The 22264-nt window shown below is 64.6% G+C and carries 17 protein-coding genes; 6 read left to right on the forward strand and 11 right to left on the reverse strand.

Annotated features, from left to right (window positions below; translation table 11 throughout):
* Positions 1-18 precede the first annotated feature (18 nt).
* Positions 19-1749, reverse strand: a complete 1731-nt coding sequence (locus GWG65_RS12705) for an EAL domain-containing protein (protein ID WP_275195901.1) — start codon at positions 1747-1749, stop codon at positions 19-21.
* Between the two features lie 218 nt (positions 1750-1967).
* The gene (locus GWG65_RS12710; protein WP_275195902.1) at positions 1968-2933 is read right to left on the reverse strand and encodes a sensor histidine kinase; all 966 of its coding nucleotides are present in this window, start codon (positions 2931-2933) and stop codon (positions 1968-1970) included.
* 179 nt (positions 2934-3112) lie between these two features.
* On the opposite strand from GWG65_RS12710, the gene GWG65_RS12715 reads away from it, so the two are divergent.
* Positions 3113-3952, forward strand: coding sequence for a glucose 1-dehydrogenase (locus tag GWG65_RS12715; RefSeq protein ID WP_275195903.1), 840 nt, complete (start codon positions 3113-3115; stop codon positions 3950-3952).
* Between the two features lie 138 nt (positions 3953-4090).
* Here GWG65_RS12715 and GWG65_RS12720 read toward each other — a convergent pair whose 3' ends face one another.
* The 4 genes from GWG65_RS12720 to GWG65_RS12735 all read right to left on the reverse strand — a co-directional run bounded on the left by GWG65_RS12720 (position 4091) and on the right by GWG65_RS12735 (position 8099).
* Complete coding sequence (locus GWG65_RS12720) at positions 4091-4987, reverse strand: TauD/TfdA family dioxygenase (RefSeq protein ID WP_275195904.1); 897 nt, start codon at positions 4985-4987, stop codon at positions 4091-4093.
* 148 nt (positions 4988-5135) lie between these two features.
* Positions 5136-6419 carry a flavodoxin-dependent (E)-4-hydroxy-3-methylbut-2-enyl-diphosphate synthase gene (ispG, locus tag GWG65_RS12725; protein WP_275195905.1) on the reverse strand — a complete coding sequence of 428 codons (1284 nt, stop codon included), beginning with the start codon at positions 6417-6419 and terminating at the stop codon, positions 5136-5138.
* Between the two features lie 12 nt (positions 6420-6431).
* Positions 6432-7385, reverse strand: coding sequence for a DMT family transporter (locus GWG65_RS12730; RefSeq protein ID WP_275195906.1), 954 nt, complete (start codon positions 7383-7385; stop codon positions 6432-6434).
* A gap of 219 nt (positions 7386-7604) precedes the next feature.
* The gene (locus tag GWG65_RS12735; protein WP_275195907.1) at positions 7605-8099 is read right to left on the reverse strand and encodes a transcriptional repressor; all 495 of its coding nucleotides are present in this window, start codon (positions 8097-8099) and stop codon (positions 7605-7607) included.
* Positions 8100-8255: 156 nt separating this feature from the next.
* On the opposite strand from GWG65_RS12735, the gene GWG65_RS12740 reads away from it, so the two are divergent.
* From GWG65_RS12740 to GWG65_RS12750, 3 genes are read left to right on the forward strand one after another with little or no spacing between them, the layout of a single operon-like run.
* The gene (locus GWG65_RS12740) at positions 8256-8738 is read left to right on the forward strand and encodes a MarR family transcriptional regulator (protein WP_275195908.1); all 483 of its coding nucleotides are present in this window, start codon (positions 8256-8258) and stop codon (positions 8736-8738) included.
* Positions 8731-9894 (forward strand): HlyD family secretion protein, encoded by a 1164-nt coding sequence (locus tag GWG65_RS12745; protein ID WP_275195909.1) that lies wholly within the window; start codon positions 8731-8733, stop codon positions 9892-9894. Before GWG65_RS12740 ends, GWG65_RS12745 begins: the two co-directional genes overlap by 8 nt.
* Positions 9895-9898: 4 nt before the next feature.
* Complete coding sequence (locus GWG65_RS12750; protein ID WP_275195910.1) at positions 9899-11455, forward strand: MDR family MFS transporter; 1557 nt, start codon at positions 9899-9901, stop codon at positions 11453-11455.
* Positions 11456-11585: 130 nt separating this feature from the next.
* Here GWG65_RS12750 and GWG65_RS12755 read toward each other — a convergent pair whose 3' ends face one another.
* The 5 genes from GWG65_RS12755 to pcaF form a co-directional block, all read right to left on the reverse strand.
* Complete coding sequence (locus GWG65_RS12755; RefSeq protein WP_275195911.1) at positions 11586-12647, reverse strand: phosphotransferase; 1062 nt, start codon at positions 12645-12647, stop codon at positions 11586-11588.
* Positions 12648-12720: 73 nt separating this feature from the next.
* Positions 12721-14412 (reverse strand): methyl-accepting chemotaxis protein, encoded by a 1692-nt coding sequence (locus tag GWG65_RS12760; protein WP_275195912.1) that lies wholly within the window; start codon positions 14410-14412, stop codon positions 12721-12723.
* Positions 14413-14672: 260 nt separating this feature from the next.
* Positions 14673-15275 carry a protocatechuate 3,4-dioxygenase subunit alpha gene (pcaG, locus tag GWG65_RS12765; RefSeq protein ID WP_275195913.1) on the reverse strand — a complete coding sequence of 201 codons (603 nt, stop codon included), beginning with the start codon at positions 15273-15275 and terminating at the stop codon, positions 14673-14675.
* 1 nt (position 15276) lies between these two features.
* Entirely contained in the window at positions 15277-15978 is a 702-nt protein-coding gene (pcaH, locus tag GWG65_RS12770) for a protocatechuate 3,4-dioxygenase subunit beta (protein ID WP_275195914.1), read from the reverse strand.
* A 214-nt stretch (positions 15979-16192) separates the two neighbouring features.
* Complete coding sequence (gene pcaF, locus GWG65_RS12775) at positions 16193-17401, reverse strand: 3-oxoadipyl-CoA thiolase (protein ID WP_275195915.1); 1209 nt, start codon at positions 17399-17401, stop codon at positions 16193-16195.
* Positions 17402-17763: 362 nt separating this feature from the next.
* Here pcaF and mutS point away from each other — a divergent pair, with 362 nt between their 5' ends.
* Together mutS and GWG65_RS12785 are read left to right on the forward strand one after the other, a co-directional pair.
* Entirely contained in the window at positions 17764-20502 is a 2739-nt protein-coding gene (mutS, locus tag GWG65_RS12780) for a DNA mismatch repair protein MutS (RefSeq protein ID WP_275195916.1), read from the forward strand.
* Positions 20503-20837: 335 nt separating this feature from the next.
* On the forward strand, positions 20838-22229 hold the full coding sequence (locus GWG65_RS12785; RefSeq protein ID WP_275195917.1) for an NAD-dependent succinate-semialdehyde dehydrogenase: 1392 nt from the start codon (positions 20838-20840) through the stop codon (positions 22227-22229).
* Positions 22230-22264 lie beyond the last annotated feature (35 nt).

Below are 22264 nucleotides of genomic sequence, written 5' to 3' on the forward strand. Positions count from 1 at the left end.
GGGATGGGCCTCGCGCCCCTACCGCCGGTACCCGCTCGCTCGCGAATAGCCCTGCCGGTTCGGCTGCGTCGGGCGGCTTGCCACGCTGGCGCGCGCCTCGCTGGAGATGGGCGTTGCCAGCGTCAGCTCCTCGAGGAAGATCGGGCGGGCGAAATAATAGCCCTGCGCATAGCGGATCCGGGTTGCGGCCTGCAGATACGCCAGTTCCTCGTAGGATTCGACGCCTTCGGCGATGACGACCATGCCGAGCGCCTCGCTCAGGGATTCGATCGCGCGCAAGATGCCCTGGTTACGCGGACGCTTATGGATGTCGGTGATGAAGGAGCGGTCGATCTTGATCTCGTCGGCGGTGATGTCGGCGAGCGCGGAGAGCGAGGAATAGCCGCTACCGAAATCGTCGATCGAGATGCCGACACCGAGCTTGCGGAACATCGGCAGGATCTCGGCCTGGAAATGATTCTTGGCGACGAAGGCGTCTTCCGTCACCTCGATCATGAAGCGTTGGGGAAAGCCGGTGTCGTCCAGCGCCTGCGCAAAGCTGCGCATGAATTCGGGGTTGCCGGCCTGTTTGGCGGCGACGTTGATGCTGATATTCACGTCTGCGCCGAATGTGTCGTTGATCAGGTCGATCGATTTGACGATCTCGGCGAGCACGAGGTGGGTCAGCTCGTCGATCAGCCCCAGTTCGGTCGCAAGGTTGATGAAAGAGCCGGGTGCCTGAATGATGCCTTCGTCGTCGCGCAGGCGTACCAGGGCCTCGATGCCCTCCACCGCCTGCGTCCTGATGTCGACCTTGGATTGAAAGGCGCAGCAGAACCGCTTTTCGAGAATGGCGAGCCGCAGCGATTGCTCGATCTTCATTCGCGCCAGCGCCTCGCGCTCCATGCCGGAATCGAAGAAGGCCGCCGAACCCTTGCCATTGTTCTTGATGCGGTACATCGCGATGTCGGCGTTCTGGCGCAGCGTCGCGAAGCTGCGGCCGTGATCGGGGTAGAGGCTGACGCCGACGGAGGTGGAGGCGAACACCTCCGAATTGTCGATGAAGAACGGCGCGGTCAGGAGTTCCAGCGTCGACTGCATGAACTCGGCGACTTCCTCCTGGCTCTGGATCGGCGACAGCAGCAGCAGGAATTCGTCGCCGGAGATGCGCGACAGCATGTCGGAGTCGCGCAGGTCCCGCCCGAGCCGCTTCGCGAGCTCGACCAGTAGCGCATCGCCGACCGTATGGCCGTAATAGTCGTTGATGTGCTTGAAATTGTCGACGTCGAGAAAGGCAAGCGCAAAGCGCTCGTCGTCCCGCGCCAGCAGGCCGGTGGCGCGGTGCTCGATCACACGCCGCGAAGGCAGCCCGGTCAGCTCGTCGAAATAGGCCGAGCGGAATAGCTGGTCCTCGAAATTCTTCTGCTCGGTAATGTCGGCGGAGGCTGAGATCAGGAGCTCGCGTCCGGCGAGGTGGACCGGACGATGGGTGGTGAGCAGCACCTGGCGTGCAGCTCCGTCCTCGAGCGCTTCCTCGGTGACGACGGCCTGGCCGGCGCTCAGCGCCCGGCGGCAGGCCTCCCGGCGCTGCGCGAGATCCGGCGCAGGACGGCTGCCGTCCATGCCGAGCTGGGTGGCCGCGGCATCGTTGACCAGAAGAAGTTCGCCGCCGGCGTCCTGCACGATCACGCCGGCCGGAAGCATTCTAACGATTTCCTTGAGAAAACCGAGCTCGGCTTCGGTCGCGCCGGAGTATCTGTTGTCGTTCATAGAATTCATGAATCTTGTTGTTTCAGCGCGCCTTTTGCAATGAGCGCGATCTTGCGCGGTTCCCTCTTAGGTTTGGTTAAGGGGTCGGGAGAAATACGGGGGTGTTTTGCGAGAAACTTGCGGCGTTCTGGCGCGGGCAGCCGATCGTCATTAACAGGGGGTCAACGCCGCTTGCGAAAGCGCCAGCGAAGCCCGCGATCCGCTTTCGTTTGCAGCGGCTATTCGCTGCGGGGAATGCGGCATTGCATGGTGCAATGCAGCCCGGTCTTCAAGTACGAGATCTCGGTCTTGCCGTCGAAGGCTGACAGCGCCGACTTCAGCAGCTGGGTGCCGAAGCCGGCTTCGGATACCGTGTCGATGCTCGGTCCCTCGGTTTCGTCCCAGGTGATGGACAGGCGGTCATCGCTGACGGTCCATGACACCTGCAGCAATCCGCGCGGCGCGGAGAACGCGCCATATTTGCCTGCGTTGGTGGCGAGCTCGTGAAACATCAGCGACAGCGTCACCGCGAGCTTCGGCGGCAGGAACAGCCGGTCGCCGTTGAGCGTGAAGCGGACATGGCCGTATGGGCCGAGCTCCGAGATCAGGAGGTCGCGGATGTCGCAGCCGGCCCTGTCGATCCGCGAAATCAGGTCGTCGGTCGCGGCCAGCGACCGCAGCCGCGGATCGATCCGGGCCCAGATCTGCGGCTGGTCGTGCAGCACCTGATGCAGCACGGCATGCACCGTCGACAGTTTGTTCTTCAGCCGGTGCTGGAGCTCGTCGACCAGCAGCTTGCGGTAGTCCTCTTCCTCGATCAGGCGCTTGGAAATCCGCCTCTGCTCGATCAGCAGCGAGCGATAATGCTCGACGCCCCAGATGGTGAGCGCACTGACCCCCCAATACAGCGCCAGCAGGGCGAACCGGGCGCGATCGGCAAAGGCATCGCCGAAATTCAGCACGACGCCGAGCACGCCGCCGACCAGTGCCGTCACGACGCCGATCCGCAAGCCTCCGAACGCGGCGGCAAAGAACACCGCCGGGAAGTACGGCGTGAAGTAGACGTCCGGGCGCACATGCGCGAGGCCCCAGCGCGCCAGGGTCGCCACCAGCAGGCAGGCCACTGCGAAGGCGATGGTCAGGCCGATCGATGGCGGGGCCACGCCCTGCCAGCTGTTGCGGAATTCGTCGATCAGCTTCCCCATGCGCTGCCCGGTTGCGATCTGCGTCTGAAAATCGAGCTCTGGGCGGGAATGTTATGCATGTCGCCCGCACAAGCATAGCTTGCCTTGTCCGGAGCAGGCAGGAATAGTGATTGTCGCGGCGCCGTCATCGATCTGCGCCCGCAATTTGGCATTAAACGGTTCGGAAACAGGAACACTCCATGGGCAGGCTGGACGGCAAGGTTGCGGTGATTACGGGCGCGACGAGCGGGATCGGATTGCGGACCGCGGAAGTCTTCGTTGCTGAAGGTGCCAAAATTGTGATCGCAGGCCGGCGCAGACCGGAAGGCGAGGCGCTGGCCAAGCAGCTCGGCGCCGACTGCATCTTCCGCCAGACGGACGTGACGGTCGAAGAGCAGATGCGCGCGCTGATCGCGCTCGCGGTCGAAAAGTTCGGCAGGATCGATTGCCTGTTCAACAATGCCGGCGGTCCGGCGCAGACCGGCGGCATCGAGGGCCTCGAGGCCGAGCGGTTCGACGCGGCGATGGCGACGCTGGTGCGCAGCGTCATGCTCGGCATGAAGCACGCCGCGCCCCACATGAAGCAGCAGGGGTCGGGCAGCATCATCAACAACGGCAGCATCGCCGGCCGCCTCGCCGGCTACTCGTCCTCAATGGTCTATGGCGCGGCCAAGGCCGCCGTGATCCATCTCACCAAATGCGTGGCCATGGAGCTCGGCGAATCCAACGTGCGCGTCAACTCGATCTCGCCAGGCGCCATCGCCACCGGAATTTTCGGCAAGGCGCTGGGGCTCTCGACCGATGCGGCCGAGAAGACGCCGGCTGTGATGCGCGAGGTCTACAAGACCGCGCAGCCGATCCCGCGCGCGGGTCTTCCCGACGACATCGCGCATGCCGCGGTGTTTCTGGCCAGCGACGAATCCAGCTTCATCAACGGCCACGACCTCGTTGTCGACGGCGCCATCACCGGCGGCCGCAACTGGACCCAGCAGCAACAGGGCTATGTCGCCTTGCGCAAGGCGTTCGACCAGGGGGCGTAGGCGCCACACGGGAGGATTGGTAGGGTGGGTTAGCGTAGCGGACGCGCGAAGCGCAGTCCTCTACGCGTAACCCACCACTGTCTATCTCCGCGGAAGCACAAGTGGTGGGTTACGCTTCGCTAATCCACCCTACCCACGTTAAACCGGCCGCTCTCCCTTTACCGTCACCCGCGTCCCCGACCGCGTATGCGGCCAGTAGTCCCACATCGCGCGGTGCTGGGTGCAGCGGTTGTCCCAGAACGCGATGGCGTTCTCGGTCCAGCGGAAGCGGCACTGGAACAGCGGGTTCTCGGCGTGCTGGTAGAGATAGGCCAGCATCGCGTCGCTCTCGTCGCGGGGGACGCCGTTGATGTGGCGGGTGAAGCCGCGGTTGACGTAGAGCGCCTTCTTGCCCGTGACCGGATGCGTGCGCACCACCGGGTGCTCGGCATGCGGATAAGCGGGGCGGTCGGCAACGCCGTAATTGGCGTAGAGCCCGCGATAGATCGGCTCGCCGTCATGCAGCGCGGTCAGCCCGTCAAGATAGGCCTTCATGCGGTCCGACAGCGCCTCATAGGCCGCGTACATGTTGGCGAACAGCGTGTCGCCGCCGCGCGGCGGGCACTGCTTGATGTAGAGGATCGAACCCATCGGCGGCTCGAGATCGCAGGACACGTCGGAATGCCAGCCCTCGCCATTGGCGCGCGGCGAGTTCGAGTCGGCGTAGATCTTCATCAGCGCCGGGTCTTCGTCCTCGTGCGGGGCGGCGGGATGAAAATGCAGCTCGCCGAACTTGCGGCCGAAGGCAAGATGCTGCTGTGGCGTGATATGCTGGTCGCGGAAGAAGATTACGAGGTTTTCGGCAAGCGCGCGATGGATCTCGTCCATCTGCGGGTTGGAGCGGGCGTCATCCGAGACCAGCTTGCCGATGTCGACGCCGGAGATCTCCGCGCCGATGATCGGGGTGAGCTTTTCAACGGCGATGGTCTCATACGGCGCGCCGTCGTCCGCCATGTGGCGATAGCGCGGGCCCTGCTTGCCGGACAGCGAGCTCATGGCGTGTCTCCCAATCATTCTTGATTGAGGACATCGTAGCCCGGATGGAGCGGAGCGCAATCCGGGAACGGTTTATTAGCTTGAGAGAGCCCCGGATTTCGCTCCGCTCCATCCGGGCCACGCGCGCGTCACAAATAGCGGAGCGAAACTACTCCGCCGCGGTCACCGGCGCCTTGGCACCCTCGCCGTAGCGCTGGTCGATGTAGTCGATCACCAGCGCCTTGAAGTCGGCCGAGATGGTCGGGCCGCGCAGTGTGCGGAACTTCTTGCCGTCGACGAAGACGGGAGCGGCCGGAGCTTCGCCGGTGCCGGGCAAGGAGATGCCGATATTGGCGTGCTTGGATTCGCCGGGTCCGTTGACGATGCAGCCCATCACAGCGACGTTGAGCTCTTCGACGCCAGGATATTTGGTCTTCCAGTTCGGCATCTCGTCGCGGATGAAATCCTGGATCGAGCGCGCCAGCTCCTGGAAGGTGGTCGAGGTGGTGCGGCCGCAGCCGGGGCAGGCCGCAACGAGCGGCACGAAAGTGCGGAAGCCCATGGTCTGGAGCAGTTCCTGGCCGACCTGCACCTCGCGGGTGCGGTCGCCGCCGGGCTCGGGCGTCAGCGAGATGCGGATGGTGTCGCCGATGCCCTGCTGAAGCAGGATGCCGAGCGCGGCGGAGGAAGCAACGATGCCCTTGGTACCCATGCCGGCCTCGGTGAGGCCGAGATGGATGGCGTAATCGGAACGAGAGGCGAGATCCTGATAGACCGCAATCAGATCCTGCACGGCCGAAACCTTCGCCGACAGGATGATGCGGTCCTTCGGCATGCCGAGTTCTTCGGCGCGCGCGGCCGACAGCAGCGCCGACTGCACCATGGCCTCGCGCGTCACCGCGCGCACGTCGCGCGGATTGGCCGAGGCGGCGTTCTCGTCCATCAGCTTGGTCAGCAGCTCCTGGTCGAGCGAGCCCCAATTGGCGCCGATGCGCACCGGCTTGCTGTTCTTGTTGGCGATCTCGATGATGTCGGCGAACTGGGTGTCGCGCTTGTCCTTGAAACCGACATTGCCGGGATTGATGCGGTACTTGGCAAGCGCTTCGGCGCAGGCCGGATAGGCCGCGAGCAGCTTGTGGCCGATATAGTGGAAGTCGCCGATCAGCGGCGTGGTGATGCCGCGCTTGAGCAGGCCGTCGCGGATGTGCGGAACGGCGGCAGCGGCCTCCTCGCGGTCGACGGTGATGCGTACCATTTCGGAGCCGGCGCGCGCGAGCGCTGCGACCTGGGCGATGGTGCCGTCGATATCGGCAGTGTCGGTGTTGGTCATCGACTGCACCACGATCGGCGCGCCGCCGCCGACGAGGACGTCGCCGACCTTGACCTGGGTGGTGTGATGACGCGGCGCAGGGCCCGCGATGTCGGAATCGATGGTGTTTTCGAGCTTGTTCATGGGGTCCAAATATCAGGTTTTGGTGACATTCAGCAATGCATCGCGCGGCGCCGCAGCCGTTGAGCTCGGACGGTTAACCAGAAAAAGCCCAGCAATTACAAGGACCGCGGCGGCCCCGAAAGCCAGGCTCAGGCTGTCATGCATGATGAAATAGCTACCGACCACGCCAAACAAAGGGGTGATGAAGGTAAAAGCCGACAATTTGCTGGCCGAATAGGTCTTCACCAGCGCGAACCAAAGCGTGAACGTGGTTCCGACCACCCAGATCGCCTGGAAGGCCATCAAGGCCAGGGACAGCGGCGCCGGCGTATGGGTGATGGATTCGCCGAACAGCCAGGCCGCCAGCCCCAGGATCGGGATCGAGGTGGCGACCTGATAGCCCAGCGCCTTCTCCGGCGCAGCGAAGCGCAGCCGCGTGCCCTTGGCGACCAGCGTGGTCGCGGCCCACAGCGCCGCGCCGCCCACGATCATGAGATCGCCAAGCAAAATGTGTGAATCGACATTGGGCTGCGGCACACCGATCGCGAGCGCGACACCGGCAAAGCTGATCGCGAGCCCCAGCCATTGCGCGCTACCGAGCCGCTCGCCGAGCACCTGGTAGGAGCCGAGCGCGACGAAGAACGGCGCGGTGTAGAGGAACACCACCGCGCGCGAGGCGTAGGTGAGGCGCAGGCCCTGGAAGATCAGCACGAACTCGATGCCGAACATCAATCCTGCAATCAGGCCCGCCTTCCAGGTGCCGTCACGCTCGAAGAATCTGACGCCGCGCAAGCTGCCGACGATGAACAGCACCGGCAGCGCGCCCATCGAGCGGATCATCGCCTGCATCATCGGCGGGATATCCGGCAGCACCAGCTTCACCGCGATCTGATTGAATCCCCACGTCAAGCACAGCATGAGCATCAGGGCGATGGCGCCGGCGCTGAGGGGGCGCCCGGCGGACGATATTGCTTGAGGTGAGGACATTTCTTCCCGGACCGGCTTATTGCCGTTGTTTTTCGATGTATCGGATATCGGCGCGCTCTTCACCTCTCCCCGACGGGGAGAGGTCGATTTGCGCAGCAAATCGGGTGAGGGGTACAGGTCCCACGAGAGAGCGGACCCCCTCACCCGGCGCCTCGCGCCGACCTCTCCCCATGGGAGAGGTGGACACCTTCAGCGCGGCTTGACCTGAGACTCCCATCCTCAAGATGTTTTCTGACAATGGGTGCAGGTGCCGGTGATCTCGACCACGGATAATCTCGGCGCAAAGCCCGAGACGCGCGCGGCAGCGTTAAGGTCCTTGGCAAAGGACGCCGACGGGATTTCGCCGACCAGGCCGCAGTGCTCGCAGATCAGGAACGCCACTGCGGAGGTCGCGTCGTGGTCGTGCGCGGCGCAGGCGAGATAGGCGTTGCGGCTTTCGATGCGGTGCGCGAGGCCGTTGGTCATCAGGAAATCGAGAGCACGGTAGACAGTGATCGGCGCCGGCCGAGGCATTGCCTTGGCGAGCTCGTCGATCACCTCATAGGCGCCGAGCGGCCGATGGCTGGAGAGCAATGCCTGAAGCACCTGGCGGCGAATCGGTGTGAACTTCTGCGCGCGCTGCTCGCAGACCTCTTCGGCATGCGCCAGCGCGTCCGCGGTGCAGCGGTCGTGATCGTGGTCGGGCGCAGGAAATGCCGGCTTTGCGAGGGTCATGTGACCCGCGTTCTAGCATTTTGGCCGTGGAACCCAAAGGCCGGGCCGGGTGCGGCTGTCAGCCATGCTTTTCCGGCGGGGCAGCGGCGCGCCAAGCCGCCATGAAATAATCATAAGCTTGCTTATAGTATTTCAAGCTTATTGGAGACCAAGCTCATGAGCCGCGGGCCCGTGGACCAGAACTTCCTGTTTACGCTCTCCGAGCTCTACCGCCTGCTGCGGGTCTATGCCGACAAGGAGGCATCCCGTTTCGGCATCACCCGCGCGCAATGGGCGGTGCTGGCCAAGGTCGAGCGCAGCGAGGGCATGAAGCAGTCGGAACTCGCCGAACTCCTCGAGGTGCAGCCGATCACGCTGACGCGCCTGATCGACAAGCTCTGCGACAATGACTGGCTCGAGCGCCGCAATGACGCCTCGGACCGTCGCGTCAAACGCCTGTACCTGAAAAAGGCGGGTCGGACGCTGCTCGGCCGAATGGGCGGGCTGCGCTCCGAAATCACCGCCAATGCGCTCGACGGCATCAGTCCGGCTGACGCGCACCGTCTCCTCACCCAACTCGAAACAATCAAGGAAAACGTGCGTAACGCGATCCAGACCAGCGGAGCGGAACAAGCGCGTAAGGAGCAACGCTATGGCTGATCAGGTTCTCAAATTCCAGCCCGAGCAGAAGATCGACAGCGGCAAGCCCACCAAGAAAGCCGGCACCAACCCGCGCCGCCGCCTGATGGCCGGCTTGCGCCGCTATCGTCGCGTCCTGCTCCTGGTCGTGCTGCCGATCGCCGTCGCCGTCGCCGGCTTCACCTTCTACCTCAATGGCGGCCGCTACGTCGGCACCGACGACGCCTATGTCGGCGCGCAAAAGGTTTTGGTGACGCCCGATATCTCCGGCAAGATCGAGAAGGTCGTCGTGAAGGAAGGCCAGCTCGTCAAGCAGGGCGACGAGCTGTTCGAGATCGACCCCGTGCCGTTCCGACTCGCGGTGGACGAGGCCAAGGCGCAGCTCGCGCAGGCTCAGACGAGCTATGACAACCTGCGCGCCAACATAAAGATCTACGGCGACATGCTCGATCTCGCCCAGCGGGGCGTCGACCTGAAACAGCGCGACGTCGAACGCAAGCAGGCACTGGTGAAAAACAGCTATGGCTCGCAGCTCGACCTCGACAACGCCGCGAACGCGCTGGTGACATCCGGCTCGATCGCGCAATATGTCAAGCAGCAGATTTCGACGGCCAAGACGCAACTGCTTGGCGACACCGACTTGCCGCTGGAAAAATTCCCGCCTTATGCCCAGGCCAAGTCCAAGCTCGACAACGCAGAGCGCAATCTCGACCACGCCGTGCTGCGCGCGCCGATGGGCGGCGTTGCGACGCAGGTCGAACAGATCCAGCTCGGCCGCTACGTCACCGCCGGCACGCCAGTGTTCTCCATCATCGACGTTGCCCATCCCTGGGTCGATGCCAATCCGAAGGAGAGCGACCTCACCTACGTCACCGAAGGACAACCCGTTACGCTCGAGGTCGACGCGTTCCCAAATCATGCCTTCAAGGGCAAGATCGGCTCGCTCTCGCCCGGCACCGGCGCGCAATTCGCGATCCTGCCGCCGCAGAACGCCACCGGCAACTTCGTCAAGGTGGTGCAGCGCGTGCCGATCCGGATCTATTTCGACGAAACCGACAAATACGTGCGGAAGCTGAAGGCCGGCATGAGCGTCTATGCCACCATCGACACCGGCCATCAGCGCTCGCTGGCCGGCCTCTTCGGCCTGGCCGCCGCGGCGAACCAGGACAAGGACTGATCCCGTGTCCGGCCCCAATGCCCACCTGATGGTCCCCGGCCTGCGCCGGAACATGGTGACGATCTGCGCCATGACCGCGACCATCATGCAGGCGCTTGACACCACCATCGCCAACGTCGCCCTGCCCTATATGCAGGGCACGCTGTCGGCGTCGCAGGACCAGATCAACTGGGTGCTGACCTCCTACATCGTCGCCGCCGCGATCATGACGGCACCGGTGGGCTGGATCTCCAACCGCTTCGGCCGCAAGCGCATCTTCATCATCTGCTCGGCTGGGTTCACCTTCGCCTCCGTGCTGTGCGGGCTCGCGCAGGACATCAACCAGATGGTGCTGTTCCGCCTGCTGCAAGGCGTGTTCGGTGCCGCCCTGGTGCCGCTGTCGCAGTCGGTGATGCTCGACTATTACACGCTCCAGGAGCGCGCCAAGGCGATGTCGATCTGGGGTATGGGCGTGATGATGGGGCCGATCATGGGCCCCTCGCTCGGCGCCTGGCTGACAGAGACATATTCCTGGCACTGGGTGTTCTTCGTCAATCTGCCGTTCGGCGCCATCACCGTGCTCGGACTGATCATTTTCATGGACGAGACCAGGAAGGACCTGAGCCTCAAATTCGACTGGTTCGGCTTCGCGGCGCTGGCGATCGCGATCGGCGCGCTCCAGCTCGCGCTCGACCGCGGCGAGCAATTGGGCTGGCTCGAATCGAACGAGATCATCGCGGAATTCATCGTCTCGGCGGTCGCCTTCTATTTCTTCGTGGCGCACTCCTTCACGACCTCGACGCCGTTCATCCGTTTCGCGCTGTTTCGCGATCGCAACTTCGTCACCGGCTGCATGTTCATGATCGTGATGGGGCTCGTGCTGTTCTCGACCATGGCGCTGGCCTCGCCCTACATGCAGAACGTGATCGGTTATCCCATCATCACCGCCGGCCTGCTGCTGGCGAGCCGCGGCTTCGGCACCTTCTTCGCCATGATGCTGGTCGGCCGCATGATGCGCTATTTCGAGGCGCGCACGCTGATCATCATCGGCCTGACGCTGACCGCGGGCTCGCTATTCCAGATGACCGGCTGGACCGACCTGACCCAGGTGCCGGAGATCGTGACCGTCAGCGTTATCCAGGGCTTTGGCTTCGGGCTGGTTTTCGTGCCGCTCTCGACCGTGGCGTTCCTGACCCTGTCGAACGAGCTGCGCACCGACGGCACCGCGATGCTGACCCTGATGCGCAACGTCGCGAGCTCGGTCGGCATTTCCGTCGTCATCGCCCAGCTGACGCAGGGCACGCGGAGGACCTATGCGATCCTCTCCGAGCGGATCAACCCGTTCAACCACGCACTGCAGATGCCCGACGTCAGCGGCATGATCAATCTGTCCACCGACGCCGGCCGCGCCATGGCCGACAGAATGGTCAGCGTGCAGGCGCAGATCATTTCGTTCTCGCATGACTACCAGCTGGTGATGATCTTCATCCTCTGCACCATCCCGCTCGCCCTCTTGATCGGCTCGACCAAGGCCACGCTGCGCAAGCAGGCGGCCGGGCCGGAACACGCGGTGATGGAGTGATCATTCGGACGTTAGCGCTTCACACCGTCATTGCGAGCGCAGCGAAGCAATCCAGACTGTATCCGCGGCGGCAGCCTGGATTGCTTCGTCGCAAGTGCACCTCGCAATGACGGCTTGCTGCACGAGCGCGCTATAACAACTCCTCGCAGCAGAGATCCTCCACCGCCATCATCACCCGCTCCAGATTATTCCACCAGATCACCGGCGGGATGTTGATGCTCCATTGCCAGACCGGCTTGGTGATGTGCCAGAGCACCGACCAGCGATAGTCCTGATCGAGCGCGCCGCGCGTATAGCCGCTGACACCGTGCGCGATCAGCGTGTCGTGGTAATGGTTGAGCAGAAGGCGTTCGAGCGCCTGCCGGCGCTCCGGATACCAGTGCATCGCCATCATGTAGGCGAGATCGCGGGTCGGCACGCCGATGCGCCACTGGTCGGAATCGAAGATGCGGACGGTGTCAGCCACGCCGGCACGCGGCAGCAGGAAATTCCAGATATGGGCATCGCCATGGGTGATGGTGACGTGGCGGTGCGAATGGTAGCGCTGCAACAGCCGGTCCGACCGATCGATGAAGCGGCGGTAGAGCGTGCGGCGCTCTTCGTTGAGGCGGTCGCCGAGCTGATCGGCGAACCGGTCGTAGTGGGAGGCGAACGTCTCCATATCTCCGGCTGTATCGGCAATGCTCGCCCAGGCCCCGACGGTCTCGCCGAGACCGGCATGGTCCCACCACGCCGCATGCCAGCGCGCGAGCGCGGTGACGATGGCCGTCGCCTGACCGCGCGATGGCGGCAGCGGCCAGGCGGTTGCGATCTCGTGGCTGTCGGTGAGATCCTCCAGCAGCAGATGCCAGGCGAGGCTCTCCTCGTCGAAATTCCCGTCGAAGCAGCGCGGCATCAGCAGCGCCGGCATTCTCGGTGCAATCTGTGTGTAGTAGGCCACCTCGTGGCGACCAGCGTTCGCCAGCGGCTTGGCGAATGCGGCATGCGGCGTCTTGAAAATCAGAGACTGCGGGGCGCCTGCGGATTCCCCGACATAGCGCAGGCCGAGCCGGGTGATGTGCGACACGACGGTGTCGCGCTCATGCAGCACCTTCACCTCGCGCACGGCGCCGGCGTCCAGCGCGCCGGCCTTGCGCAGCGCCGCGGTGAGGCGTGCTGCGTCCGCCACCTCCGGCAATCGTGAATCTGTCATGAGCGCCCGACCCCCGTCGCGTTGCTCCATTCTGCATACCGCTCTGGCGGGCGCCAGCGGCCTTAACAGCCGGCTAGGCCGCCGCCGTCGAGTCCCGCACCGTCCGGACCACGACCGACCGCAGCGCTTCGAGATTGGCCACCATGCCGGCGATGGCCTGCCTGACCTCCGCGGCGCGCTCGTTCACCGAACCGGCATCGCGGCTGACATTGGCGATCTTGGCCGAGACTTCCTTCGCGGCGGAGGCCGATTCGGAAATCGACCGCGCGATCTCCCGTGTCGCCGCGTCCTGCTCCTGCATCGCCGCGGCAACCGACGTCGCAACGCCGTCAATTTCGGCGATGTGGCCTCCCATGGTTTCGACAGCGTCGACCGCAGCCTGCGTCGAGGCCTGGATCTCGGCGATCAGGCGCGCGATCTCCTCGGTCGATTTGGCGGTCTGGTCGGACAGGGATTTCACTTCGGCTGCGACCACCGCAAAGCCACGTCCGGCGTCGCCGGCGCGCGCCGCCTCGATCGTGGCGTTGAGCGCGAGGAGGTTGGTCTGGCCGGCGATGCCGCCAATCAGATCGGTGACCTCGGCGATCTTCTTCACCGATCCGGCCAGCGCCTGAATGGTCGAGCGCGCCTGCTCGCGGCCGGAGACCGCCGATTTGGTGACGGTGCTGGTCCGTGCGACCTGCGTCGCGATCTCCCGGATCGAGGCGCTCAGCTCCTCGGCCGCGGCCGAGACGGTTTGCGAACTGCTCAGGGCCTGGGTGGACGCCGAAGCCACCGCCTGCGACTCCGTGGACAACGACCGGGCAATCTCGGAGAGGCTGGAGGCGGCCCGTTCAACGCCCTGGGTCGCAGCGCTCGCGGTATCGACCGAGCGGCCGGTTTCCCGCTCCACGGTCTCGGCCATCTGGTGCAGGGCACCGCGCTTGGCGAGCGCCGCCTCCTGCTCCTTCTGCTGCTGTTCTTCGCGCAGCCGGGCATTGTCGACCGCCGCCTGCTTGAACACGAGCAGGGCGCCCGCCATCGATCCGACCTCGTCCTGACGGTGCGCGAAGGGGATGTCGGCGGCGAGGTCACCGGTCGCAAGCTTCTGCATCGTATCCGTCATGCGCACGATCGGGCGCACCACGCCGAGCGCGACGCCGAGCAGACCGGTGGCAATGAAGGCCAGGACCGCAGCGGACACGCCGAGAAGGATGTAGAGCATGGAGCTGTCGCGGTCCGCGGCCAGCTTCTCCATGTCGGCATTCTGCTTGTTGGCGTTCTCGACGATGCTGTCGATGACCGCGCGATGCGCGGTGTAGGCGTCCTTGAGCTGCGCATAGGCGCGCTCGGAAGCGGCGGTGTCCTTGGCCTTGACGGCCGGCAGGAGCTGGTCGGATAGGAGCTTCCAGAACTTCTGCACCTCGGTATCGGATTTCGACACCAGCGCCGTCTTCAGATCGGCCGAGAGGCTGGAGGCGACCCAGAATGCCTTGCGCTCGTCATAGTCCTTGCGGAGCTGGACCAGGCGTTCGCCATGGGCCGCCAGTTGGTCCGGCTCGCGCATCGCCAGCGTCGCCTCGAGGTAGGCCTCGATCACGTATTCCGGCGGCGGCAGGATGTCGGCGATCAGATCGTTGCCCAGCTTGATGTCGGAATAGAGCGGGCCGCCGACCTTCAGCTCCTTCAAGGCGTAGAGGCTGGTCGAAACCACGGCGGTGAAGCCAATGGCGAGAACGATCCCGAACGCGATGATCGCGGAGGACAACGACAGGCGAATTTTCATGGAGAGATCCGGGCCCCGCGTCAGATTTGCGGTGACCCTAAATCATTACGGTAAACACGGACTTGCCACGCGCGGAAATTGTAGCGCGCAAACACCGCTAGACTACGGGAACAGAGCGCCAAACGGTCGATTTTAAGTCAGTGTGGCTGACACACAAACGCGAAACAGGATCATTCGGGCCTGAAGCAGGCAGCCACGGGCGCAGTTGCGCTGAATGAGAAACCCGTGCCGGCGACCCGATATCGCCGGCACGCGCTGCATCATACGTCGAAGAATACCGTCTCGTCGCCGCCCTGGAGCCGCAGGTCGAGGCGATAGACCGGCTTGCCGGCCTCGCGCACGGCGATCAGCGTGGCGCGGCGCTCAGCAGGCACCACCGCCAGCACGGGATCGGCGGCGTTGCCGGCCTCGTCGCTGAAATAGATGCGGGTGTAGAGATGCCGCAGCATGCCCCGGCCGAACACCGCAAGCAGGATATGCGGCGCCTGTGGCTTGCCGTCCGGATCCGGGACCGCGCCCGGCTTGATGGTCTCGAAGGAATAATTGCCGTCCTTGTCGGTGCCGCAGCGGGCGAAGCCGCGGAAGCTTGCATTCGGCAGCGCGCGCTTGTCCTGCGGATCGGCAAAGCGCCCCTGCGCGTCGGCCTGCCAGATTTCCAGCATGCAATCCGGCACGGCGACGCCGTCGCCGTCGAACACACGGCCCTCGATGCGGACGCGGTCGCCGGAGACGTCGGGCGTGAGGGTGGAGTTGGTGAAGGCGTCGTTCCAGGCGTACTCGCCGTTCGGCGTCAGGCCGTATTTGAAGAACGGACCGACCGTCTGCGATGGCGTGATCCCGTTATCCTTCTCGTTGTCCTGCACGTTACTTGGTCTCCATTGGGGTCGCGTTCTTGCCGCGCAGCACGATGTCAAAGCGGTAGCACAGCGCCCATTCGGGCTGGGTGTTCTCGAGATCGAACGAGGAGACCATCCGCGCCCTCGCCTTCTCGTCCGGCACCGAGTTGAAGATCGGGTCGAACGGGAACAGCGGATCGTTCGGGAAATACATCTGCGTCACCAGGCGCGTGACGAAGGAATGGCCGAACACCGAGAGATGGATGTGGGCCGGCCGCCAGGCATTGTGATGATTGCCCCAGGGGTACGCGCCCGGCTTGATGGTGACGAAGCGGTAGTATCCGGAAGCATCGCTTTGCGCGCGGCCGGCGCCCGTGAAATTCGGATCGAGCGGCGCCGGATGCTGGTCGCGGACATGGACATAGCGGCCACAGGAATTGGCCTGCCAGATCTCGACCAGCGAGTTCGGCACGCCGCGGCCGTCCTCGTCGCGCACATGGCCGTGCACGATGATGCGCTCGCCGAGCGGATCGCCCGCATGCTGGCGGGTGAGATCGTTGTCGCCTTCACGCACGGTCTCGTGGCCATAGACCGGTCCGGTCAGCTCCGACAGGGTGTGGCGCATCGGGATCAAGGGCTTGTTCGGCGCGCGCTTGATCGAGCTTTTGTACTCGGGCGACAACGGCAGCGGATGCGCCTTGTTGCTGTCGACGGGATAGATGAATGTCATCGGCGAACTCCTCCCCGGCCATTTCGGTCCAGCCGGTCAACGCTTCCGCCAATCATTATAGGATATAACTAATTGGGGGAAGCGGGTTTGAGGATTCCTTCCTTTATCCGACTCTGTCATTCCGGGCAGCCCGAGTGGGACTGAACCCGGAATCTCGAGATCCCGGATTCCGCCCTGCGGGCGGCCCCGGGATGACGGGACGCTAAGCGTCCCGTCAGTTCAACTTCTCGATCGCAACCGCGACGCCCTGACCGACGCCGACGCACATGGTGGCGAGGGCGAGCTTGCCGCCGCGCTTTTCCATGCCGTGCACGGCGGTAAGCACGAGGCGGGCGCCGCTCATGCCCAGCGGATGGCCGAGCGCGATGGCGCCGCCATGCGGATTGACGAAATCGGCATCGTCGGCAACGCCGAGCTGGCGCATGCAAGCAATGCCCTGCGAGGCGAAGGCTTCGTTGAGCTCGATCAGGTCGAAATCGCTGATCTTCTTGCCGAGACGCTCCATCAGCTTGCGGGTCGCCGGCACCGGGCCGATGCCCATGATGCGCGGTGGCACGCCGGCCGAGGCAAGGCCAAGGATGCGCGCGCGCGGCGTCAGGCCGTGCTTCTTCACGGCGGCTTCAGACGCCAGGATCATCGCGGCGGCGCCGTCATTGACGCCGGAGGCATTGCCGGCGGTGACCGTGCCCGGATTGCGCACGATCGGCTTCAGTTTCGTGAGGGCTTCGAGCGTGGTCTCGGGACGCGGATGCTCGTCCTTGTCGACGGTGATCGGGCCGGCCTTGCCGCCGGGAATGGTGATCGGGGTGATCTCTTCGGCAAAGTAACCTGCGGCGATCGCGGCGCCCGCGCGCTGCTGCGAGCGGATCGCGAAGGCGTCCTGATCGGCGCGCGAGACCTGGAATTCTTCGGCGACGTTCTCGCCGGTCTCCGGCATGGCGTCGACGCCATACTGCGCCTTCAGCAGCGGATTGATGAAGCGCCAGCCGATGGTGGTGTCGAATATCTCGGCGGAGCGCGAGAACGCTTCCTGTGCCTTACCCATCACGAACGGCGCCCGTGTCATGGATTCGACGCCGCCGGCGATCGCCAGTTCAACCTCGCCGGAGCGGATGGCGCGGCCGGCAGCGCCGACGGCGTCGAGCCCGGAGGCACAGAGGCGATTGAGTGTCTGGCCGGGAACCGAATCCGGCAGACCGGCAAGCAGCAGCGCCATGCGCGCGACGTTGCGATTGTCCTCGCCGGCCTGGTTGGCGCAGCCGAAGAAGACTTCATCGACCTGCGACCAGTCGAGATTGGGGTGCTTGGCCATCAGCGCCTTGATAGGAGCTGCGGCCAGATCATCGGCGCGCACCTTGGCGAGGGCGCCGCCGAAGCGGCCGATCGGGGTCCGCACGGCATCGCAGATAAAGACGTCACGCATCGCTGTTCTCCCAAAATGCCGCGGTTCGGCCAGAATTCTTCAATGACGGCGGAGTTTTAGGAGCGCGCCCGCGGCAGGTCAATTGACGGTTTCGCGGGCGATGCATGTGAAACCTCAGCCGTCATTCCGGGGCTCCCCACCGGGTCAGCGAAGCGCGGCCCGATGGGGCGAGCCCGGAATCCATAGGGCCGCAGAGACCGCTGATGAATGGATTCCGGGCCTGCGCCCGGCGGCGCATCCCGGAATGACGACTGAGGGTGTGACACTCGTACGTATCCCGTCGTGCGGACAACGTGGAAAACCTCCCCTCCCCAGCCAAAGCGATAGGAGCGAGCGGCGAAATTTTGTAGGTTGCGCCGCCCATGACATTACAACAACCCATCCCCGCGCCGGAGCCCGACCCGACGCCCGCACCGCAAGCGGAAGCCGCTGCACGCGTCACCCCGATGATGGAACAATATCTGGAGATCAAGGCGGCCCATCCGGGCCTGCTGCTGTTCTACCGGATGGGCGATTTTTACGAGCTGTTCTTCGAGGACGCCGAGATCGCCTCCAGGACGCTCGGCATTGTGCTGACCAAGCGCGGCAAGCATCAGGGCGCGGATATCCCGATGTGCGGCGTGCCGGTCGAGCGCTCCGAGGATTATCTGCACCGCCTGATCACTGCCGGGCACCGGGTCGCGGTGTGCGAGCAGACCGAGGATCCCGCCGCCGCCAAGGCGCGCGGCAACAAGAGCGTGGTGCGCCGCGGCGTGGTGCGGCTGGTCACTCCGGGCACGCTGACCGAGGATACGCTGCTCGACGCGCGCGCCAACAATTATCTGCTGGCGATCGCGCGCGCCCGCTCCTCCGCCGGCGGCGACCGCTTCGGCCTCGCCTGGATCGACATCTCGACCGCCGAATTCATGGTGACGGAATGCGCAGGGAGCGAGCTCACCGCGACGCTGGCGCGCATCAACCCGAACGAAGCCATCGTTGCCGACGCGCTCTATAACGACAGCGAGCTCGGGCCGACCTTGCGCGAGCTGCCGGCGGTAACGCCGCTGACCCGCGACGTCTTCGACGGCGCCACGGCCGAGAAGCGTCTGTGCGATTACTTTGCGGTCGCAACCATGGACGGGCTGGCGCAGCTGACACGGCTGGAAGCCACGGCAGCGGCCGCCGCCGTCACCTATGTCGACCGCACCCAGGTCGGCAAGCACCCGCCGCTGTCGCCGCCCGCGCGCGAAAGCTCGGGCGCCACCATGGCGATCGATCCGGCCACCCGCGCCAATCTCGAACTGACGCGAACCTTGGCGGGCGAGCGACGCGGCTCTCTGCTCGATGCCATCGACTGCACGGTGACCTCGGCCGGCTCCCGCCTGCTGGCGCAGCGGCTGGCTGCGCCCTTGACCGATGCGACGGGAATCGCACGGCGGCTCGATGCCGTCAGCAGCTTCGTTGCGGATTCGGCAGCGCGCGAGGACATCCGCAGCATCCTGCGCGGTGCGCCCGACATGTCACGGGCGCTGGCCCGTCTCTCGGTCGGCCGCGGCGGTCCGCGCGACCTCGCAGGCCTGCGCGATGGCATCATGGCCGCCGACCAGGCGCTGGCGCGGCTCGCCGAGATCGACCAGCCGCCGCAGGAGATCGCAGCGGTGATGGCGGCGCTGCAGCGGCCGTCGCGCGAGCTCGCGGCAGAATTTGCCAGCGCGCTCGACGAGCAGCTACCCCTGATCAAGCGCGATGGCGGCTTCGTGCGCCAGGGCTACGAGCCGGCGCTCGACGAGACGCGAAACCTGCGCGACGCCTCGCGCCTGGTCGTTGCCTCAATGCAGGCGCGCTACGCCGACAGCACCGGCGTCAAGGGCCTCAAGATCCGGCACAACAACGTGCTCGGCTATTTCGTCGAGGTCACGGCGCAGCATGGCGACAAGCTGATGTCGCCACCGCTGAATGCGGCCTTCATCCATCGCCAGACGCTGGCAGGCCAGGTGCGGTTCACCACCTCCGAGCTCGGGGAGATCGAGGCCAAGATTGCCAACGCCGGCGATCGCGCGCTCGGACTCGAGCTCGAGATCTTCGAGCGGCTCAGCGCCAGGGCGCTGGCGATCAGCGACGATTTGCGCGCTGCCGCGCATGGCTTTGCGCTGCTCGATGTTGCAACTTCGCTCGCCAAGCTCGCGGTCGAGGAGAATTACGTTCGGCCCGAGGTGGACTCCTCGCTCGGTTTTGCCATCGAGGCCGGCCGCCACCCCGTGGTGGAGCAGGCGCTCAAGCGCAACGGCGAGCCGTTCATTGCCAATGCCTGCAATCTTTCGCCTGGACCTGCGCAAAAATCCGGCCAGCTCTGGCTGCTCACCGGTCCCAACATGGCGGGTAAATCGACCTTCCTGCGCCAGAATGCGCTGATTGCCCTGCTCGCCCAGATCGGCAGCTTCGTTCCGGCCTCGCGCGCGCGCATCGGCATCATCGACCGGCTGTTCTCGCGCGTCGGTGCCGCCGACGATCTCGCCCGCGGCCGCTCCACGTTCATGGTGGAGATGGTCGAGACCGCGGCGATCCTGAACCAGGCCGGCGAACGCGCGCTCGTCATCCTCGACGAGATCGGTCGCGGCACCGCAACCTTCGACGGTCTCTCGATCGCCTGGGCCGCGATCGAGCATCTGCACGAGAGCAATCGCTGCCGAACGCTGTTCGCCACGCATTATCATGAGCTGACCGCGCTCTCGACCAAGCTGCCGCGGATGTTCAATGCGACGGTGCGAGTGAAGGAATGGCAGGGCAATGTCGTGTTCCTGCACGAGGTCCTGCCTGGCTCCGCCGACCGTTCCTACGGCATCCAGGTGGCCAAGCTCGCAGGCCTGCCACCGGCCGTGATCACGCGCGCAAAATCCGTGTTGGCAAAACTCGAAGCCCAGGACCGCGGCCAGACCGCGCGCGCGCTGGTCGACGATTTGCCGCTGTTCGCCGTGCCCTCGCGCGCCGCCGCCGAAGCTGCTGCGCCGAGCGAGGCCGAACTGTTGATGGAAGCGGTCAAGGCGCTGCACCCGGACGAGATGACCCCGCGCGAGGCGCTGGATGCGCTCTACGCGCTGAAGGGGAAGCTTCCGAAGCAATGACGCTGCGGTAGGGTGAGGTTAGGGAAGCGCAATCCACCCTTTTGTCGCCGCGCGGGGAGCGGTGGGTTGCGCCTTCGGCCCCCCTCCGCCATGAGCTTTTGTTGAGATCGTTGGTTGCCGGATCCCACGAACCGCAGGACCACCGCGTTCATCGTGCTCGCCGTCGCCGTCAATTCCTCCGTCGGTTTCCCAAGCTGAGGAAGTACCACCGGCGTGTTCGCGGTGCTCAGCTTGACACGGATCAACGCTCGATGCGCCGCCGGATGACAACCTGAAAATCAGCGCGGCGGGCTCCAGATGCGTGATCCGGCGCAATGTGCAGAGAAGAGATCGTCATGACTTATGCCACCACAAACCCCTATACCGGTGAATTGCAGAAGACATTTCCGGATGCCGCCGATGATGAGGTCAGGCAGGCCATCGATGACGCACACACTGCGTTTCTGTCCTGGAAGGAGACCTCGTTCGCCGAGCGCGCCGAAGTGATGCAGGCGGCAGCGAACATACTGCGCAAGGGCATCGATTCTTACGCCAAGCTTCTTACCCTTGAGATGGGCAAACTTTTTTCCGAGGCCAAGGCGGAAGTGGAGCTATGCGCTGAGATCTTCGAGTACTACGTCCGGAATGCCGAGGCTCTGCTTGCGCCGCAGAAGCTGCCGGTGGCCAAGTCTTCGGAAGGGGAGGCGATGATTGTGCACGATCCGCTTGGCGTACTGCTGGCGATCGAACCCTGGAATTTTCCCTACTACCAAATTGCGCGGATCATTGCGCCCCAACTGTCCGCCGGCAACACGATGTTGCTCAAGCATGCCTCCAATGTCCCTCAAAGCGCGGCGGCCTTCGAGAAGCTGATGTGGGAAGCCGGTCTGCCGAAGGGCGCCTTCAGGAATCTCTACGCCACGCGCTCGCAGATCGAGCTCATCCTGAACGATCCGCGCGTCCATGGTGTTGCGCTTACTGGATCCGAGGTTGCCGGCGCCCAGATCGCGGCCCAGGCTGGCAAGGCCTTGAAGAAATCCACGATGGAGCTCGGTGGCGCGGACGCGTTTGTGGTGTTGGCTGATGCCGATTTGGAGAAGACGATCAAATGGGCGGTCTTCGGTCGTCACTGGAACGGCGGACAGGTCTGTGTATCCTCAAAGCGAATGATCGTCGTGGATACAGTCTACGACCAGTTCCTCGAGCGCTATATCGAAGGCGTAGCTGGCCTGCGCGCGGGCGATCCATTCGCTCCGGAAACCACCTTGGCGCCACTGTCGTCGCAGGGCGCGGCCGACGAGATCAAGGAGAAGATCCGGCAGGCGGTCAGCTACGGCGCCAAGGCGACTGAAGTCGGGCCCAGCGTTCCCAACAGAGGCGCGTTCGTGCAACCGACGATTTTGACTGACGTCGCCGAAGACAATCCCGCCCGCTATTGGGAGTTTTTCGGGCCGGTCTCGATGCTGTTCCGCGCCAGGGATGAAAGTGACGCGGTACGCATCGCCAACGATTCTCCGTTCGGTCTGGGTGGTTCGGTCTTCACTTCGGATCCCAAACATGGGGCAGACGTGGCCAGGAAAATCTCGACCGGTATGGTGTTCGTCAACCATCCGACGATGGTCAAGGCCGACCTGCCGTTCGGCGGCATCCGCCGCTCCGGCTACGGCCGCGAACTGCTCGGTTTGGGCATCAAGGAGTTCGTCAATCACAAGTTGATCGACGTCGTCGACATCGACGCCGAATTCTGATCGTTCGGTCACCACTCCCGCCAGGCAGGTAATGA

The sequence above is a fragment of the Bradyrhizobium sp. CSA207 genome (genome assembly GCF_029051685.1).
Lineage (GTDB): Bacteria > Pseudomonadota > Alphaproteobacteria > Rhizobiales > Xanthobacteraceae > Bradyrhizobium.

What these genes read in the sequence shown, in the direction of transcription:
- GWG65_RS12705 (WP_275195901.1), bottom strand. Translation starts at nt 1,749, where the DNA reads ATGAACGACAACAGATACTCCGGCGCGACCGAAGCCGAGCTCGGTTTT.
- GWG65_RS12710 (WP_275195902.1), bottom strand. Translation starts at nt 2,933, where the DNA reads ATGGGGAAGCTGATCGACGAATTCCGCAACAGCTGGCAGGGCGTGGCC.
- GWG65_RS12715 (WP_275195903.1), top strand. Translation starts at nt 3,113, where the DNA reads ATGGGCAGGCTGGACGGCAAGGTTGCGGTGATTACGGGCGCGACGAGC.
- GWG65_RS12720 (WP_275195904.1), bottom strand. Translation starts at nt 4,987, where the DNA reads ATGAGCTCGCTGTCCGGCAAGCAGGGCCCGCGCTATCGCCACATGGCG.
- ispG (WP_275195905.1), bottom strand. Translation starts at nt 6,419, where the DNA reads ATGAACAAGCTCGAAAACACCATCGATTCCGACATCGCGGGCCCTGCG.
- GWG65_RS12730 (WP_275195906.1), bottom strand. Translation starts at nt 7,385, where the DNA reads ATGTCCTCACCTCAAGCAATATCGTCCGCCGGGCGCCCCCTCAGCGCC.
- GWG65_RS12735 (WP_275195907.1), bottom strand. Translation starts at nt 8,099, where the DNA reads ATGACCCTCGCAAAGCCGGCATTTCCTGCGCCCGACCACGATCACGAC.
- GWG65_RS12740 (WP_275195908.1), top strand. Translation starts at nt 8,256, where the DNA reads ATGAGCCGCGGGCCCGTGGACCAGAACTTCCTGTTTACGCTCTCCGAG.
- GWG65_RS12745 (WP_275195909.1), top strand. Translation starts at nt 8,731, where the DNA reads ATGGCTGATCAGGTTCTCAAATTCCAGCCCGAGCAGAAGATCGACAGC.
- GWG65_RS12755 (WP_275195911.1), bottom strand. Translation starts at nt 12,647, where the DNA reads ATGACAGATTCACGATTGCCGGAGGTGGCGGACGCAGCACGCCTCACC.
- GWG65_RS12760 (WP_275195912.1), bottom strand. Translation starts at nt 14,412, where the DNA reads ATGAAAATTCGCCTGTCGTTGTCCTCCGCGATCATCGCGTTCGGGATC.
- pcaH (WP_275195914.1), bottom strand. Translation starts at nt 15,978, where the DNA reads ATGACATTCATCTATCCCGTCGACAGCAACAAGGCGCATCCGCTGCCG.
- pcaF (WP_275195915.1), bottom strand. Translation starts at nt 17,401, where the DNA reads ATGCGTGACGTCTTTATCTGCGATGCCGTGCGGACCCCGATCGGCCGC.
- mutS (WP_275195916.1), top strand. Translation starts at nt 17,764, where the DNA reads ATGACATTACAACAACCCATCCCCGCGCCGGAGCCCGACCCGACGCCC.
- GWG65_RS12785 (WP_275195917.1), top strand. Translation starts at nt 20,838, where the DNA reads ATGACTTATGCCACCACAAACCCCTATACCGGTGAATTGCAGAAGACA.